This is a genomic window from Burkholderia metallica (genome assembly GCF_902832845.1).
Taxonomy (GTDB): domain Bacteria; phylum Pseudomonadota; class Gammaproteobacteria; order Burkholderiales; family Burkholderiaceae; genus Burkholderia; species Burkholderia metallica.
On the sequence record NZ_CADFDB010000021.1, the window covers coordinates 13,545 to 30,384 of the forward strand.

The following is a 16,840-nucleotide window of genomic DNA, read 5'->3' on the forward strand; positions in this document are numbered from 1 at the left end:
ACTATTGGCATCGCTTGAGCTTAGCGTTCATTTTAGTCCCGCCTCGCTCCGCTTCAGGGACTTTTTTCGCCGCTTCGTCAAGGTCAGCTACGCGGTCCTTCCATTGCGATCCGATGGACGAGTTGACGCCGCGATCGCCCATCATGGTGACGACATCCTTACCACCCGCGATCATGTCTGGATTATGCAGCGCTGCCAGTGTCTTCATTCGTTCAGCCGCCATCGCTTTGGCTTGCTCCGCGGCAGCCTCGCCTGCGATACCCTGCTTGCCCAGCGCCTTTTCGAACTTCGCCGCCAATTCGGCCGAGTACGCGGCTCTTGCCTGTTCCTGCGCGGCACCGGTACCCGCTCGCCCTATCTCTTGGTAGCGGGCTCGCCCTTCTAGGTACTCCTTCACACTCAGGTCGTTCAAGCCCTTTTCCTGCTCGAGCAATTGACGGTCGTACTCCTTCGGATCGCCTTTCGCGTTCTTCTTGAAGCACTTCACCAGGTGCTCCTTCATCCGCTTCAGCTTGACCTTGAGGCCGTCTTTGCCCTTCTCAGCCGCTTCGCCCTCCTCCTTCAACTTCCGAAGCCGTTCAGCTTCCGCCTGGGCTTTCTTGGCCTCTTCGGCCTCCTTCGCCAACTTGGCCGCCTTCGCTGCTTCTTCCGCCTCCCTCGCCACCTTGGCCGCTTTCGCTGCCTCCTCTGCTACATGCGCCCCCTTCGCGAGGCCCACCGCACCTTTTGCGATCTTGCCTGCCGTGGTCACCACTTTGCCGCCGGGGATCATGCTCGCTGCTGATAGGCCGGCCTCGACCATGTTGCCCTCGGCCGCATAGATTCCTGCGTCCACCGCCCCAGTCACAACTGAGAGTCCTGGCACAAAACTCGCGACACCCAGCACGCCGTGTACCCACGGACTTGCCGCCCCCCACCACCCTTCTTCCTTGGGGGTCTCCGGTTTGACGGGCGGGTTACTGCTGGCGCTCGGCTTGCCGCCTTCGATCGATGCGCTCGGGGCAGACTGGGTCACATAGATGCCCGGGCAATTTCCGCCATTAAGCGTGCATGGATCGCCTTCGCGAATGACCGGCTTGCCCGTGATGCGGACCGTGCTCGAGCCCTTCACCGGCTCGACCTCGCCGCTGACGGTCCCGCTTTTCACGCCGTTGCAGGATCCGGCTGCGTCCCCCTTACAGCTCGGCTGCGTGCTCTGGCTCAGCACGTAGGCGGGATCGCCGTTGAAGCGCACATTCGGCACCGTGCCCAGGCTGCTCGACAAATCCTCCGTCACTGGATACGGCAACGGGGGCGTACTACTGCCCACCGGTGTCTTGTTGATGGATGGAGCGGTTGAAACTGCCTTGAACGCGCTGTCTTTACGAGCCCCGAGCTGATTAGCCATGCGCTCTCCCCTCACCTTGCGCAGACGCCATCAGATCGGCATCGCCGCGCTCGATCATGCGCAGTTCGAGGACACGCACGCCGGGCTGCTTCGCCAGCGTCGCTCTCCAGACGCAGGCTACTTCGCGCCGCTGGGGATCGATCAGCACGGTGTCGAGTCGCGCCTCCAGCTCCCCGATGCTGCCGTCTTCGAACCGGACTAGTGCAAACGGCAAGTGGCCGAGAAGCTTCAACGACAACGTGACGTTGCCCGAGGGGTCGCAGGTAGCACGCGGCGTGGTCTGCGTGCACAAATTCACCAGCTCAATCTGTTCATCGCCTCGTAGTGCATCCACTTGCTGATCTGGCCATGCTGCGTTCCAGACGGCAAAATCAAAATCCGCCGGCAATGGCGCGTCGCTTTCGATGAACGCACGATCGATGGTCCCAACCAACTTAGCCCGCTCGGGATGCCCTTTCGGGCGAACACCGAATCCGGCGACGATCGGCGTCGATTCATCGAGCTTGCCTCTTCGAGCTGAATCGAAGTCAGCCACCGTCACGGGTCGCGTGGAATATTCGATTTGCGGCGCAGCAACGGCGTTGAGACCCGTCGCATCCAGATACCAATCGCGGACGAATCCCTGTCCCGAGACATTGGCTGAAAACGCATCATGGGCGACCGGGGCATGCGGCGCATCGGGATGAGCGTCCGCCTGGTCGGGTGTCAACCGTTGCTTCTTCGGGACTCGGTCGGCCGCGTTGTTTCCCATCTCGATACGGCATTGCCCCCCAAATGCATGCTCCAAGTTGACCGGAATATCGCGTGCTGGCTGCGGAGACGTTAATTGCCATGCGGGCAAACGGACAACGCCCAACGAGCCGATTTTGACCAGCGCGGCCGCGAGACGCCGCAACCCTGTCCGCCGAACAAAGTGACGTTTGCCCGTCACGGTAAGCGTCTTCTCGATCAGGCGCTCACCTTGCGGTGGCATCTCCCGCGCGCGTTCGACTTCCGCTTTCCATGCTTGGATTTGTTCCGACGAAGCTGGCATCAACGGATTGAGTCCATGCGGCTCCGGTGGCAACGGGACGGGCGAGCCTGGTCGACTCACGGTAAGCCGAACGCCGAATTTAGTCGGTACGCTCCCATCCTCCCTGGTGGGCGGATAAGCCGTCGCGTTAACGATCACGTCGCACCGCGGCTTGTACTGGCACAAGTCCGATTCCTGTCGAACACTGCCCTGCATGTCCGAACCAAAGAACTCGTCTGCCTCACACAGCGGTTGTTGCGCGTCAGAGAAATGGAGGTCGCGCTGGTCGTTCCACGTCAGGGTCTGCCGCAAAACCATGACGTGGAATTCTTGGCTGCGTGCGTCGACGCCGGCGAAGGCCAGCGCAGGAAACGGAGTGTGGTTGATGAACTCCATCGTGTCAGTTCACATCCACGTCTTTTCCGTTGATTTCTATCGGACCAGATCCCTCTATCAGCAACTTGACGCCCTTGAGGGTGATGTTGCCGTCTGCGTCCATGCGAAACGTCGACTTGCCGACCGTGACCTCAAAAGCCTTACCGGCCTTGATCGTATAGGACTGACCGACCATAGTCGTCTTGGACAGACCTACTTCCTCGCCACTCGCAAGGCCAGCGGTCGTGTTGACCGCGCCGGCGACCGTGACCTGATATCCGCCGCCGACTGTCAGCGCTTTCGCGAGTCCAACCGTCTCGGTCGACGTCAGCGCGATCAGGAGGTTCTCTATCCCCTTGATCGTCTCGTTCCGGTTGCCGCCGACCGTCAGCGTCTCGTTGTTGCCAACATGCTCGGTACGATCCACACCGATCGTGATCGTTTCGTTGTTGTCGACGGTTTCGGTTCGATCATGCTTTACGTGCACCGTTTCGTCGTGATCGATGTTCTTCGTGCGGTCGTTGCCGACCCAGTGCGATTCGTCGTGCTCGACCTCGATGCGCTGATCCTTTTCGGCGTGCAACCAGACCTCCTCCGCGCCCTTCTTGTCTTCGAAGCGAATCGCGTTGGCCGTGTTGACGTTTCCGGTCTTCGTCGAGCGCGTGAGAATCCCGCTTTGCGTCGCATTGCCGGGCAGAACCCACGGCGGCATGTTCGCGGAGTTGTAGACGCTCGATATGATCAGGGGCCTGTCCGGGCTACCATCGAGGAAAATGACGACCACCTCGTCGCCGATCCGAGGGATCTGGATCATGCCGAAGCCGCGGCCAGCCCACGGTTGCCCGACGCGCACCCAGCACGAGCTACCCTGGTCGCGCTTGCCAAGCCGATCCCAGTGGAACTGCACCTTCACGCGGCCGAGGTTGTCCGTGTATATTTCCTCGCCCTGCGGCCCCACGACGACGGCCGTCTGGGGCCCAATGATTGAGGGTCGCTCGATCGTGAACGCCGGGCGATATGGGATCTTTTTGCGGATGCAGACGAAGCTGCACTGATACGTTGCACCACCCTCGCTGGCCTGGTAGTTGTTCGTGCCACTGTGCGTGACGGTCGTCAGCAAGAACTGACGATCCTCGGCCTTGGTGGTGCCATGATCGTAGTGGTCGTCGAGCTCGAAGTACTGCGCTGGCGACAACCGCCGGCTCGTACTCGTCCCAATGAAAACCTTGCTGTGCGCCGCGAGAGCTTGCGTCCTGAAACGCGTCAATGCTTCGCCGCGGTCGCTGTCCGGAAAGCCATGCTCACCCAGGTAATCGTAGACTTCGTACGCGGGGACTTCGCCCTGATTCACCTCGGTGCCGCCCGAGACATAGCGGCGTGCGTGCGGCACCTTGTAGTCGAACGTCTTCAATCCGACGCTACTCGACTCCAGTTGCCGGCTAGCCTGGAATGACGTGACGACGGCCAGGTTGTCGAGCGCCTCGCCTTTCGTATACTGCAGCACGGGGCTGCGGCCGCTGATCGGCTTTGCAGCGATCGAGTTGTCTGAGATGACCAGCTTGTGACCGTCTTTCGCGTGCTCGAAGAAGAAGAACAGCCCGTCCTCCTGCATGAGTCGTTCAACGAACTCAAGATCGGTTTCACGGTACTGCGTACAGTAGCTGCGGTTCTTCGTCGCTTTCGATAACCGGAACTCAAACGACGCAATCTTGCCGTACTGTCTAAAGACCTTCGCGAGAATGGCCTCGGTGTTTTCTTCCTGAAAAATGCGGATGTCACGACTGCGCGAGAGCATCCACAGCCAGGGTACGAGTGTGGCGCTATAAACGGTGAAGCTGCCGTCGTGATCGAGATGACTAAAGTTTCCGACGTAGCCGTGGAAATACCGTTCTTCCGAGCTCGCCAATGCGTCGGTGAGCTGTAACGTAATTGTCACGGGCTGGCCGATGAGCTTTTTGAGTTCGATATTCGGGTCTTGAGAAGCAAGCCGAACATGAAACTCGAAATTTTGAGATAAGCCTTCAGTGCCCTGGAAATCGACTAGCACCAGATCCGATCGCCCCTTCATTGGCGTCTGAATGGTGAACAGCCGATTGCTCTGTAGCCCAAAGAAACCTGGAATATCTGACAGTTGCATGGTGCCCTCGGAACCCCGCATAGGAACGGCAGGATATTATTCGTCGGTGGATTTTAAACTGCCTGCCCCCGGAAGGATCAAGTTTTGCGTTTCTTGAACCTCGTATATGGGGACTGAGCTGCATGGAAGGTGAATGGATAACCTGCTGCCCCATTACGAATACGAGGTTGGCCTGCTGTTACGCGGCATCGCGGAATTTGCCCATCGCTATCCAAAGATCGGCGCGAGGCTCGGGATTGCAAATGGGCAAGGCGATCTGCACGTCGACAGGATGATCCAGACGTTCGCGCTGCTCGCCGCACGGGTCGATGCGAAGCTCGAGGACACCTATCCGGAATTCACCGAATCACTGCTCGAAGTGCTGTACCCGCAGTACTTGCGGACGATGCCTGCCTGTGCGATCGCGCAATTCGATCCGACGGACCTCTTCGGCCAGTTGACGACGCCGCTCGTGATGCCCCGCGGCACGTTGCTCGACGCCAATGCCGCACCGTGCCGGTTTCAGACGACGTACGATGTCAAGCTGTCGCCTTTGCGCATTCACGCTGCGCGCTACAGCCCCGCCACATTGGCGCCTGCCGTTGCCCGGCTGCCCGAAAAGGTGGCCGGCATCCTCTCGATCACGTTCGCGAGCGCGTCGCCGACCGAAACTTTCGATGACACGATCCCGTCTGGCCAAGTGCGGGTTCATCTGGTCGGCGATCGACCGCGGGTTGCTGCGCTTGCCGATGCGCTGTTGCTTCGGGCCGCCGCCGCGTTTGTCGAAGTCGAGGAAAGCGGTCGGTGGTCGGCATTATCTAAAATTCCGATCGAATCGGTAGGTTTCAGCGACAATGAACGGCTGTTCCCGAGAGAATCGACCAGCACGTCGGAAGCGTACCGAGTTCTGGTCGAGTCTTTCGCCTTCCCCGAGAAGTTCGACTTCGTTGACGTCGATCTGGGGCGGATGCGACGCGCTGCACGCGCTCCAGCAGCGAAGCGCCTCACGTTGCACGTCGCAATCCGGGACGCAGGGGTGCCGACGACCACCGCGGCGGCCTTGACTGACCTTGACGCTAGCGCCTTCCGGCTGTTCTGCACGCCCGTCGTCAACCTGTTCACGCGCAATGCGATGCCGATCCAGTTGACGGGCACCGAGATCGCGTACCCGGTAACGCCCGAACCGCTGGAGACCGGCGCCCCGCTCGATGTGTACTCGATCGACGCCGTCCATCTGGGCGACCGGGCGGAAGCCGAATCGGAAAAGAGTTCGCCATTGTCCGGGCATACGCCCCGAACTACCGTGCTGCCATATCAGGCCTTCAGTCATGGGCGGCCGGCCGATTCCTCGATCGTCTATTGGACCGCGTTTCGCGATCCCTACGCCGGAGCAGGACGGGCGCGCGCGCCGCTACTGCTCTCGCTGGTCGGGTTAGACGGTGGCCCTGTCCTACCGAAGCATCCGCAGATTGAGGTCGATGTGACGGCTACCAACGGCGACCTGCCGTCGAGGCTGCCGATCGGCGCGCCCGACAGTGACCTGCTACACGAGGGCGCTGCGCTTACCTGCCCGATCAGGCTTCTTACGCGTCCGACTCTGCCTAGCGCCTTGCCGCGCGGACACGACTCGCTTTGGCGAGTCGTCGCTGGCATGTCTCTGCACCCGTTTGATCTGACGCAAACCGGACTGAAGGCATTCAAAGATTTTTTGCGGTTGCACGCTCCGCGCGCGAGCATCGTCGCGCAACGCAGTATCGACGCGATCACCGGCCTCGACTACAAACCGGCGATCAGGTGGATGCCGCTCGACAATCAGTTTCCGTCGTTCGTGCGGGGGGTTGAAGTGGTGGTGTCGCTCGACGACACCATGTTGCGCGACGTTGCGCTACATGTTCTCGCGAGAACGCTCGACACGCTGTTCGCACCGTACGCGCCGACGAACAGCTACGTCGAGTTGGTCATTTGCTCGGCGCAAACAGGTAGGGAGCTGCAGCGATGTGCCGCGCGGCCCGGCACGCGCCCGTTGATTTAGTTAATGCAGATAGCCGACGAGAATGCCGGCACCAGCACCTGCCTGCAAGCCGACGGTCGTGCCACCCATGAGTAGAACCGCAGGAGCATGCGCGATCGCGATCTCGGCCAGCCAGGCCATGGCGGGATTCGACAACCCCAGCGCGAGCTGCGCGGAATTGATGCCGAGGATCATGGCCGACCCGGCCTTGCCGTATCCGATGCCTACTCCGCCGTCGAGGTACACTGTGGCGCCCTGGAAGTCAGACTCGGAGAGTTCAGTTCCGTGGAACGCCGGCGCCATGTAGATGAGCCCGGCGCTGTCGAAGGACTTGGCAGAGCCCGCGCCCCCTACCTCGTGCCCAGCGATCTTCGGGATCTTGAGCTCCGGCAGAGAAAATCGCGGGAGTTTGATTTTCGGGACACGAAGCCCGAAACCTATGCCGACACCCACGCCACCATAATAGAAGTCGATCTCTTTTCCGCTAGGGTCCGCGAGAACAATGGTGCCGCCGGAGGCGACGACGAATTCGATGCTGACGCCGCCTGTCGCACCCGTCTTGTAGCTCCAGTTGCTGGGTCTCAGAATTGACACGGCCGATCCTCTCAGTGCTGTTATTTTTTGGGCGGGAGATTCATCAACGCGAAGAGAATGAATCCGACGCCGAATATAGTCGCCATCAAAGTCCAGTTCCACACGGCGCCGATCCTGTCGATCGTGGCAGTCCGCGCAGGCGCCTCCGGCTGATAGAGCACGGTGACCTTATCGCCGACCTTAGTGCCGTAGATCATTCCGCCCTGCGGATACGATACGCGTTCGCCCGTTTTCGTCACGAACTCGATCTGGGGGTGACTCCCGCCGGCGTTGAGGCTGACAACCTCACCGGGAACCGCGATCGCCGTCTGCAGGAAACCTCGAGTAGACCAACCGATGATCGCCGCAATGATGAGAAAGGCGACGCCAATCACAATGCCTACGGTAGCCTTGAACATGTGCCCTCTCGATCTCTTTCGTTTGCAAGCCAATCACGCAGGCGTGCTCGGGATGGATTTTAGCGTACTGCCCTTCGTCGTTCATCGTCGCCCAGGGCCGTGCAGTTTTGGCGGAAGAAGCGGTCGCGGGGTTCGCCGCCGATAGATTCGATCGGGCAGGCGATGCGGAGCAACAGCAGCTGACGCCGCTCCGCCATCGGTCAGGCCGTCACCGCGACGGTCTCGGGGCCGAGCCATTCCGCGATGTGTCGATAAAGGTGACCAACACGGCGATCGCCGCCGTCCGGCTGTCGCATTCGCTCGAACATGCCTATAGTCTGGGCATGTAGCAAAATAGGCCTTTCACTCACTGTTCCCTTCATCATGTCGGATGCCATCACACCGGTTAACTACTGCACACATGCGATCGAGGATCTGAAGGAGACCGCACGGAACACCCGAATGGGCGGGCTGACCATCGCCGCTGCGCGCCTGGAAACTGTGATCCAGATGCTGTCGACGGCGCCAAAGTTTCTGCTGCCAAACTGCGCGGAACTGATCGACACTGAAAATGTTCGGGAAACGCACCTCGAGCTGTTGCGGCTACCGTACCCGGTGACGGTGTTCGAGGCACCTTGGCACAAGGACGCCACGCCAGCTGCGACCGTGGCCGGAGTGACAGAAAGCCTGTCTACACGGCGGATTGCGCTGTGTTGGGAGATGACCGAAAATCAAATGCCCGTTCGGGGACTCAGGGAAATACCGCTTTTCCGTGAGCACTATCCGGAAGGTGGTGTTTTCGTTTATCCGATCTACTACTCCGACGATCTGAAAACGTGGAATCCGGGCGCCGGCGGGACATTCGTGCCGAGGGAGTTCCGGATACCCGAGGGGCACACGCCTACTCGAATGACCCAGATGATGCGTGATGTGAAGGAAAGCACGGGGCGACTTCATCGCAACGCGGTGGAGCATTTCGCGGAGCCTTTTGTTCTACTTCAGGAAATGTTTGACGTCGTTGTTGCGCAAAGCCATGGCGATGTCGATGCGGCGTTTGCCCGCATGACCTATGACGCTAACGACGAAGTGCATATGGCAATTCAGGCCTGCGCGGTATTGAATTGCGCAAACGTCGGAACAGTCGATATACACCCTAAGCCTGCAATGAACGCGCGACGGCTGGCCACGCGGCGGCCGCCTTTTTTTTCGTACAAGGTTTTGCAGGTCGCGGCGAGCAAGCCGGCGAGCGGCGCGAAAGGATCGGGCTCACATGCCGCGCCTCGCACGCACCTGAGGCGCGGTCATATTCGACGGCTGGAAGATCGGGTGACGTGGGTACGCCCAGCCGTCGTGAACGCCGGCAGTGATCGTGGCGTCGTCGAGAAGGACTATCGCGTTCGCAACCCCGAATCGGGCGGGGCGGAATGAATGGCTTGGTCCGGTCGTGGTCCGTGGCCTAAGTGGTTGGTCGGGAAGGATCTCAGCGACTATGCGGTCGATCGCATGCCGCAACCGTGGTGGCCAGGCGACGATGCGTAATGCCGGGTGGGGACTGTGAAAGATGGACGCCATTGTGGACTTTCGACAGCTGGTATGGGCTCCGCGCGCAATCGCAGAAGACTGGGGCGAAACGCCCGATCCGGTAGTCTGGATTGCGATCGACCTACTAGACACGTCGTGGTGCAAGACGCGGGATCACTACGTCGGTCCAGGCGGAATCGGGTCGACCCAGATCGGCAAGTACTCGGCCGTCGGTACTTTTTTGGCGGCGAATATCGGAAGGAAGGCTATTTTCGTTCCAAGCCTCTCGCTGGTCGCCGGCGAAGTGTCTTTTAATGACGGCCGACACACTTTCGCGTGGCTTCGCGATCACGGCCTCCGGGTATTGCCGGTCGAGGTCGGGCGTGCGTATGAACAAATATTCAGACGACGGTTTGAAACCACCGAGCGCGTCGGTCAGCTCGCTACCCAGTCTCCCTGATCTTTCTCAGCCGTTCACGTGACATGGTGCGGACGATCGAACCGCGTCCGCCCATTCCAGTAAGCCATGGTTGGTCACTGGTAGCGGTGGCGCCTTAGGCGAAGTCGCATACTTGACCCAGCACGTAGTCGCGTGGTCCTTGTCGTCGCCCGCCAATTTTTGCCGTTTTCGATAGAGGGCATCGGTCAAGGCAGACGCCGCCGAAGGATCGTTCAGACGCCAGTAACCGATCGCGAAGATGTCTGCGAATGCCTCGCGCCACAGCACCGTCGGCCGGCGATCTTCGACCACGAGAAAGCTATCGAGATCGTGGACCGCGGCTACGTCTCGCGGCGCGATCGATCGGTGTCCAATACCATTCGTCGCTTCCGGAGGGAGATCTCGCGAGACGTCGACGCAGTGTCCGAATTCGTGCATCAGAATGCCGCGTTCCCACAGCTCGGGATCGACCTCGCCAGGTGGCGAAAAGGTCTTCATGAAGACCGGTTCATTGAAGCCCAGCAGACAGTATCCCGCGCGGATCGCCATATTGGCGCCCGACGCATTAGGTATCAACAGCGTGGTGTTGGCCCAGTTAGAGCCCTTGTCACCAAGCACAAGGATCTTGCCAAAATTTTCCCGTGCATACGCGCGGACAGCTGAGAACCCATTCGGGTCATTGAGGAATGCATTCCGTTGCGCCTCGAACGCCGCTTGCGAGCGGTCCGTCAAGAACAGTCCATTCAGCAAGACTGCAAGAAGTGCAAAAGCGGCAACCAAAATGGATAGCAAGAAATACGAAACGCGCAGTTGAAGCAGGTCGGGGCGCCGATTGTCGCGCTGCGACGAAGCGTCCTGTTCGTTGAAGAGAACCCGCACACGCACTGTCGCGATGCTCGCGAGCAACACGCAAACCACCACGTTTATCGTATCAACCACCGACGCGGTGATGTGCGCCAACATGTGTGCGAATGCCGAGCCCACAAGTGCCCACAGCAATGCGGCCAAGCCCAGCCATGCCCCGGGATTCTTCCAGATGGTCTTCATTTGTTTTCGAGTTTCTTAATAGGCCTGCATAGGTTCCGGCCGGACGCTGGACACCGTGCTTGGCCGTTATTGGAAGGCGGCCGATATACCCACAGTCTTCGCGGCCCGCGTCGCTCTGTCGCTTGCCGACATCGGATGAAGGTTGTTCGCGCCTTCGTCCACCGGCCGAATCAACGTCACTAAAGTGACCCAAGTCGAGCCGGAATTTCGTCGTCAGGATAGAGGTGCATCGCCGTCACAACACCGGCCACTCCTTCGAGGTCGGGAAACAACACGGCCCGGCTGATGCCGGCGATTTTCAGCTCTGTGCGCATTCGCCCGAACGCACGCGCAGGGATCCTTACGTAATGCAACCGATCCTTATATGCCTGGTTCGTATCGAGAGATACGAAACTGATCCGCGCATCGTTAACGTGCCCCCGATGCAGGCTGAACCAGCCATCTTGTGCCGCGATCCGACGCGACACGTGGCGCGGTTTCAGAAGCGGCGTGCGCTCGACAGCGAGTGCATCAGAGCGCTCGTCGTCGCGAATCAGGTCCTTTCCGGTATATCGAAGAATCCAGACAGCGGCGTCCGGCGCACGCCTGCGGCCCTTTGTCGGCGCTGCCGGCTGATGAATCGCGAACCAGAGCGCGGCGAGCGCACTGCCGCTCCAGTCGAGCAAGCGAGTCGGCATATTGTGATGTTGCGCAATCGCCAGCCAGTCCGCATCGCCGAGATCGACGGTCGATTCGAGATGCGGTATCGCCCGCTCCTTAAACTCCCGCAACATCGCCTGCTCAGTGTCGGCCCACACGCGAGGGTGTCGCGCGATGCTTGGCTTGAGCATCCACTGCTCCTCGCGCTGACCTCGAAAAAGGACCTTCGTGTCGCCGTCGATGTGTCGGTTGATCGCCTGAAGATAGCTCGCTAGGCTGCTAACCGTCGCAATGTGTTGTTCGGCACGGCTCGTCAGTGAAATATCGTTCGCTTCTCGCATAGCGCCCTCACGCAGCTGGCGTCAACTTCGCATAGGCGATTTTCTCGAGGCGAACACGATCCGCGCGAGCTTCGACGGACTGCGATGTCCCCTGAGTGTCAACGAGCGCCTCCCACAACGCGAATGCGCCACGGGCCTCCCCGACCGCGAGCCCGAGACCATAGCTGCCGAATTCGCAAGTGGCGGCACGCTGCATCGCGTCGTGAATCTCGCGCTCGGCGCGTTTGGTGATCTGTTCGTAGGTCAGGCTGTTCATGTGTGGTCCCTCAGGTGGTTGTATTGGTCGTGTTGTGCCACGGCCTCTGTATGGCTGTCCGGTACCGATAGCGCTGCGGCTGCGTTCGTGCAGCTGGTTTCTACGAGAAAGCGACGATCGTGGGCAATTTCATACGCCGCGTCGACTCGCTCGCTTGGATGCTGATTTTATAGACCTCGTTGATGCTCCGGTTCGTGGGGATCGAGGATCGAAGGTGACCCGATCGCAGCGCGCAAGACAAAGGCGGTGAGCTCGCGCGCCTTCTCGGCATCGATCTTTCCCGCAGCCCCTTGATGAGAGAGTTCGGAACGGGCGTCATACAGCGCGGCGGCCAACTTCGCTTTCTCGGCGGCTTCCGGTCCGGATTGCCCTTCCTGATTAGCCGCACGAATGACCAGCGCGCGGAGCGCCGCTTTGTGGGATACCCGCCTGAGGTTCCCCAATGCCCCTACGATACCCGGATCACCCAGATCATTCGCCTCTCGAATCTTCTCCTCGATCCATCGGACAACCTTCTCGTCTCGCTTTGCCTGCGTCGACAGGGAATCGAGGATCGTCATGTACGTCAGGAATTTCGTCCGCGGCAGATTTTCGTAACTCGCCACCATCCAAAGTTCCAGGGCGGCCAACAAACGCTCGTCGGACACGGGCGGGCACTGGTTTAGCCCTTCCAACAAGGCGGCGGGATACCGAACCATTCCATATCCGCCAGCCCACAGCGGAGAGGAAATTTGGTCGGCCGGTACCAGTGTGATCTCGGGGCCGTTAAAGATCGCTCGCCCTACCGCAGACGCCGGTGCTTTTTGCGGCTCGGAAGCCGGAATGCTCAAAACGACATTACCAACGGCGCCTGCAAATACCGAGAAGGCTGGGATTCGCGTGCGAAGCGTCTCTATGAGGCGCTGAGCGTCCGACTCGTTCATCGCGTCGAACAAGAGCCAGTGGGTCCACTCCCTGGCCATATCGGTCGGTTCGCCGACGGTCGGAGCCGCGAACAAAGTCGCGCGATGTCCGAATAGCGTCACGGAAGCACCCGTGGCCTGCGAAAAGTCGCCGCCGCGCATCTCAAACGGCACATGCAGCCGGAATTGTTTTTGTTCAATGGTGGTCATGGTTTCCTTCGATCACGTTGCGTCGGCTGCTCTAACTGAATTTTTGCTCACCGTTTTGGAGGCGAATCCTGCAACCGGCCAGCTCACCGTGCTCTCTACGCGGAGTTTTTCCGGGCGAGCCGTGCATGGTACTTCGCCGCCTCACGGCGCATCCGCGTCTCTTCAGGCGACACATAAATTGACGTCGTACCGAGCGACGCGTGTCCGAGCGTGCGCTGCACGACCTCGAGTGCGACGCCGGCGGCCAGCATCTGGGTGCCGACCGTGTGCCGGAACGCGTGCGGCGACGTGCTCGATAGCTTGCGGCGCTCGGCCTCGCTCAGGTCCGGCATAAATTCGAGCAGTTGCCCGATTGCCCATTGCGTGAGCCCGCGCGCACCGCGCACAGAGTAGCCGCCACCGGTTGTGACGCCGGCGCTCTCTTCCTCGCAGTCGACGGGTTCGCCGAATTTCTTGCGCGCACGCGGCGTCGGCGGGATGACCAGCGGCGCCACCAGGGGCACCCCGGGCGGCTTCGCCGCGGCCGCCGCGTCGAGATCTTGGCCGCGATCACGCCAGTGCGCACGCAGCGCGTCGACGCACTCGTCGCTGATCGGCACGTAGCGTTGCTTGTTGCCCTTGCCGATCACCTCAAGCAACCAGCTGGCCGGCGCGTCGTCATCCGCCGGCATCCAGACGAGTCCCGTACGCGTCGCCGCGGCCGCCTCGGCGACCCGCAGGCCGCCATCCCCCATCAGCAGCAGCAACGCACGCGCGGCGCGCCAGCGCGGCCCGCTCGGACCCTGCAGCTCACTCCGTTCGGCCAGCGTTGCGCGCACTCGCGTCCAGAGGTCGAGCGGTAACGCCCGCTCCACCTGCAGCTTGCGCACGCGCCTGACGACGCTCGGATCGGCGACCGCCGCCCAAGGATTGCCAGCCAGGTATCGCACCGCCACCAGCCAAGTGAATGCCGCGCGAATCGCGCGCACCGCGTAACGCTGGCTTTCCGGTGACAGGCCGCCCGGCGCGAACGGTCGCCACTGGCGACTCGTGCGCGCTACCGGTGGCCCCGTAAAGCGCTCGCCCGGTGCGGCGAGAAACGCCTTGTACGCCTCGCAATCCTCGACCCTCATCGACGACAGCGCGACGCCGCGCTCTGCCACGCACCACAGCACCAGGCGCTCGAGCTCCTTCCTGTAGACCCGCTGCGTCGCAGGCCGGTCGTCGTATCGATGCAGGTACGCCCGCACCGCGTCCAAGTCGTGCGCCGCGCCGAGATACGCGAACACAGGAGCGCGGTTTGCCCCGTTGGCACCCGACAACTCGACGGGAAGTGTCAGGCGCTCGAGCGGGGCCAGCTGGCCGGCGCCGGCGGTGACGCTCGCCGACGTCGGCGCGAGCGCGTCGCCGGCGTCGACCTCGACAGCGACGGCCGCGCCGATCGACGCTGCGTGACGCTTGAGCCAAGCGACCAGCACCCGGGCGCGACCGATGCCGACGCGCGGCACCGATCGCCACCACTGCCCGCCGCGGCGATTCACGAACGCGACGAGCTCGCCGAGCGTATGGATGCCCTCGCTCTCGAGGCGCGCGGCAACGAGCGGCCGGAACCAGCGGCCCACCGGATGCTCGGCCTGCGGCGTTGCGATCGCCCATTGCGCGGCGACCTGCTCGATCAGCTGCAGCGACACGGGTGTCAGGCGCGGCTCGCCGTATTTGTCGATCGCCGCCTGCAGGTGGGATTTCAATACCGGCGACCCATCGCGCAGGGCCGCCGCGACCAGGTCGTCGCGCATCGTGCGCAGCAGCTGCGCGACGTCGACCGGCTCAACGGCATCGCGGTCGAAGTACAGGCGCTCGATCGTCTCGAGCGGCAGACCTTTCACCCGCGCGCGCAGCGCCGTGAATTCGGTACGGCTGTAGCTGCGCAACGGCATCTGGGTCAGCTCCTGGGGGCGATTTGCCATGGTTTAGCCTGCAGGAATGGGGGATACAACCGTGTCGGCCGTAGTGACACGCTGCAGTCGCTCGAACGCGGCGACATAGCGATGCATCGGTACCGCGGCCAGCTGCGCATCCAGGTGCGCGAGCACGTGCTCGACCGCGGCACGCTCGAGGTCGGTCAGCGCGCCCGATTCGCCACGCACGGCGCGATCGGCGCAGTCCTGCAGGGCTGCCTCGGCCCGACGATACGGTCCCGGCTCGACCGGGTCGAGGAAGTACGCGAGGTAGATCGCATTCAAGAGCGTGGCCAACTGCGCGACGTCGTCATGCGCGTTGCGCATTGCAGCCAGCGCGACGTGGTGCTTCAGCTGGATGCGGCGCAATTCGGCGGCCGGAATCGGCAGCAGCTGCGCCCGTGTCAGCGGCCGACGGTTACGGGTGGTCGCTTTTCTCATCAGCTCGGAAAATTCGACGACCGCACCTTGGCACAGCGCTCGCATTGATACGCGTGGAGCCCGCTGTCGTTCAGGATGTAGTGGTAATGGGTATGCTGCACCCAGCGATGCGCCCCCATCAGGCACGCTAACCGTGCCATCCAATGGCGAAACATGATGTCCTCCGGACCGGTTGGTGCATGCCGCTGGTGCGGCGCTTAATTCGGGGTTGAACGGGGACCGGAGCCGCCGCGTGGGCGCTCCGGATGCCTGATGTGACGGTGGTCACTCGGCCGTCTCGGCGTGAGCCGACCCGAAGGCTTTGGCCCAACTCTCGTCCGTGATGTCGTCGAGCGTGGCAATCGCGGCCGCGCGCGACGCGTCGATGGTCGACGCCTCACTCTTCGGCACATGCATGCCCGTCAGGACGTCGGAAACCGCAAAGCACTGAACATCATCGAGTCCGACGATCGCATGAACCGCCCATGTCCGTCCGCGGTGTTCGAACGGTATGCCGATCACTTCGACATCGCCCGTCCGCATGGCGAGCGTGAACACGACGCCGTTGACATACTGCGGCGCCGGCCTGGCCGGCGGCTTCTTCTTGGTAGTGCGAGCCATTAGGTCACTCCTAATCAGCCTGATTGAGAATTTCGACTTCGAAGCCGACCGGCCATCCATGGGTACGGACCTGCAACGCGTCCTCGGCGATCAATTCCGGGACAACGTCGTGGTAGTCCTCATCCTGCGGCGTGATCATCAGGATCGCGCTCGGCACGCCTTTCGCTGCAGCGATCTGGCCTGCCAGCCGCTTCAGCTCGGCAGTCCACTGTTCGACCTGGCGCGCAAGGACTTGCTGTTCTTCATAGGTCTTCATCGTTGGATTTCCTTGTCAGTTCGGGGTCAATGATGTCGCCGAATGCGGGCGACAGGCGTTCCACATCGTATTTGCCCAACACGCGACCTAAGCGCATGCCCACAGTCGATCGACCGATCTTTTCCAGGTAGATCATCGCGCCGGCACACATACTTTCTTGACCGCTTGCGACGTAGTGACCGTCGTCATCCCACACACCGCCGGTACGCGTGTTGTGGACGGTCTTGTGGCAGTGAAATGCGCTGTGATCGTTGCGCACCAGTCGTTCGATGATCCCCTCTAGGCGTCCCGGCGCGAGGATGATCGCGTCATGCTTGCGGAACGGGCAGTTCTCGCACGGGCGACGCAGCTTGAAGTAATTGTCGAGGTCGGCGCTCAT

General features: G+C 61.4%; 17 protein-coding genes and 1 pseudogene. 4 read left to right on the top strand and 14 right to left on the bottom strand.

Annotated features, from left to right (window positions below; all coding sequences use genetic code 11):
- Position 1: 1 nt before the first annotated feature.
- Genes HWX08_RS33595 through HWX08_RS33605 form a run of 3 tightly spaced genes read right to left on the bottom strand, consistent with a single transcriptional unit; the run spans position 2 to position 4,911 of the window.
- The gene (locus tag HWX08_RS33595; protein WP_174922872.1) at positions 2-1,387 is read right to left on the bottom strand and encodes a polymorphic toxin type 15 domain-containing protein; all 1,386 of its coding nucleotides are present in this window, start codon (positions 1,385-1,387) and stop codon (positions 2-4) included.
- Positions 1,380-2,795, bottom strand: coding sequence for a DUF2169 family type VI secretion system accessory protein (locus tag HWX08_RS33600; RefSeq protein ID WP_174922873.1), 1,416 nt, complete (start codon positions 2,793-2,795; stop codon positions 1,380-1,382). The genes HWX08_RS33595 and HWX08_RS33600 overlap by 8 nt, the downstream gene beginning before the upstream one ends.
- Positions 2,796-2,799: 4 nt before the next feature.
- Positions 2,800-4,911, bottom strand: coding sequence for a type VI secretion system Vgr family protein (locus HWX08_RS33605; protein ID WP_058904124.1), 2,112 nt, complete (start codon positions 4,909-4,911; stop codon positions 2,800-2,802).
- Between the two features lie 133 nt (positions 4,912-5,044).
- Here HWX08_RS33605 and tssF point away from each other — a divergent pair, with 133 nt between their 5' ends.
- Entirely contained in the window at positions 5,045-6,922 is a 1,878-nt protein-coding gene (tssF, locus tag HWX08_RS33610) for a type VI secretion system baseplate subunit TssF (RefSeq protein WP_058903995.1), read from the top strand.
- Here the strand turns inward: tssF and HWX08_RS33615 are convergent, their stop codons facing one another.
- Complete coding sequence (locus HWX08_RS33615; protein WP_058903996.1) at positions 6,923-7,495, bottom strand: hypothetical protein; 573 nt, start codon at positions 7,493-7,495, stop codon at positions 6,923-6,925. It lies immediately after the preceding gene.
- 20 nt (positions 7,496-7,515) lie between these two features.
- Positions 7,516-7,893: a DUF3592 domain-containing protein gene (locus HWX08_RS33620; RefSeq protein ID WP_058903997.1), complete on the bottom strand. Its 378-nt coding sequence runs from the start codon at positions 7,891-7,893 to the stop codon at positions 7,516-7,518.
- 363 nt (positions 7,894-8,256) lie between these two features.
- Here HWX08_RS33620 and HWX08_RS33625 point away from each other — a divergent pair, with 363 nt between their 5' ends.
- The 3 genes and pseudogenes from HWX08_RS33625 to HWX08_RS33630 all read left to right on the top strand — a co-directional run bounded on the left by HWX08_RS33625 (position 8,257) and on the right by HWX08_RS33630 (position 9,853).
- On the top strand, positions 8,257-9,300 hold the full coding sequence (locus HWX08_RS33625; protein WP_077195145.1) for a hypothetical protein: 1,044 nt from the start codon (positions 8,257-8,259) through the stop codon (positions 9,298-9,300).
- A 3-nt stretch (positions 9,301-9,303) separates the two neighbouring features.
- Positions 9,304-9,411: pseudogene (locus HWX08_RS34545) on the top strand (H-NS family nucleoid-associated regulatory protein); the annotation flags it as partial.
- Positions 9,412-9,433: 22 nt separating this feature from the next.
- A complete protein-coding gene (locus HWX08_RS33630) occupies positions 9,434-9,853 on the top strand; it encodes a hypothetical protein (protein ID WP_058903999.1) in 420 nt (139 codons plus the stop codon).
- A 6-nt stretch (positions 9,854-9,859) separates the two neighbouring features.
- Here HWX08_RS33630 and HWX08_RS33635 read toward each other — a convergent pair whose 3' ends face one another.
- The 9 genes from HWX08_RS33635 to HWX08_RS33675 form a co-directional block, all read right to left on the bottom strand.
- On the bottom strand, positions 9,860-10,879 hold the full coding sequence (locus HWX08_RS33635; RefSeq protein WP_058904000.1) for a hypothetical protein: 1,020 nt from the start codon (positions 10,877-10,879) through the stop codon (positions 9,860-9,862).
- 179 nt (positions 10,880-11,058) lie between these two features.
- Positions 11,059-11,859 (bottom strand): FRG domain-containing protein, encoded by an 801-nt coding sequence (locus tag HWX08_RS33640; RefSeq protein WP_063812477.1) that lies wholly within the window; start codon positions 11,857-11,859, stop codon positions 11,059-11,061.
- Positions 11,860-11,866: 7 nt separating this feature from the next.
- Positions 11,867-12,115, bottom strand: a complete 249-nt coding sequence (locus tag HWX08_RS33645) for a hypothetical protein (protein WP_058904001.1) — start codon at positions 12,113-12,115, stop codon at positions 11,867-11,869.
- 167 nt (positions 12,116-12,282) lie between these two features.
- Entirely contained in the window at positions 12,283-13,227 is a 945-nt protein-coding gene (locus tag HWX08_RS33650) for a hypothetical protein (RefSeq protein WP_058904002.1), read from the bottom strand.
- Positions 13,228-13,322: 95 nt separating this feature from the next.
- Entirely contained in the window at positions 13,323-15,173 is a 1,851-nt protein-coding gene (locus tag HWX08_RS33655; protein WP_058904003.1) for a phage integrase family protein, read from the bottom strand.
- Positions 15,174-15,176: 3 nt separating this feature from the next.
- Positions 15,177-15,605, bottom strand: coding sequence for a hypothetical protein (locus HWX08_RS33660; protein ID WP_058904126.1), 429 nt, complete (start codon positions 15,603-15,605; stop codon positions 15,177-15,179).
- A 264-nt stretch (positions 15,606-15,869) separates the two neighbouring features.
- Complete coding sequence (locus HWX08_RS33665) at positions 15,870-16,205, bottom strand: hypothetical protein (protein ID WP_058904004.1); 336 nt, start codon at positions 16,203-16,205, stop codon at positions 15,870-15,872.
- Positions 16,206-16,215: 10 nt separating this feature from the next.
- On the bottom strand, positions 16,216-16,461 hold the full coding sequence (locus HWX08_RS33670; RefSeq protein WP_058904005.1) for a hypothetical protein: 246 nt from the start codon (positions 16,459-16,461) through the stop codon (positions 16,216-16,218).
- A complete protein-coding gene (locus HWX08_RS33675; protein ID WP_058904006.1) occupies positions 16,448-16,840 on the bottom strand; it encodes a hypothetical protein in 393 nt (130 codons plus the stop codon). Before HWX08_RS33675 ends, HWX08_RS33670 begins: the two co-directional genes overlap by 14 nt.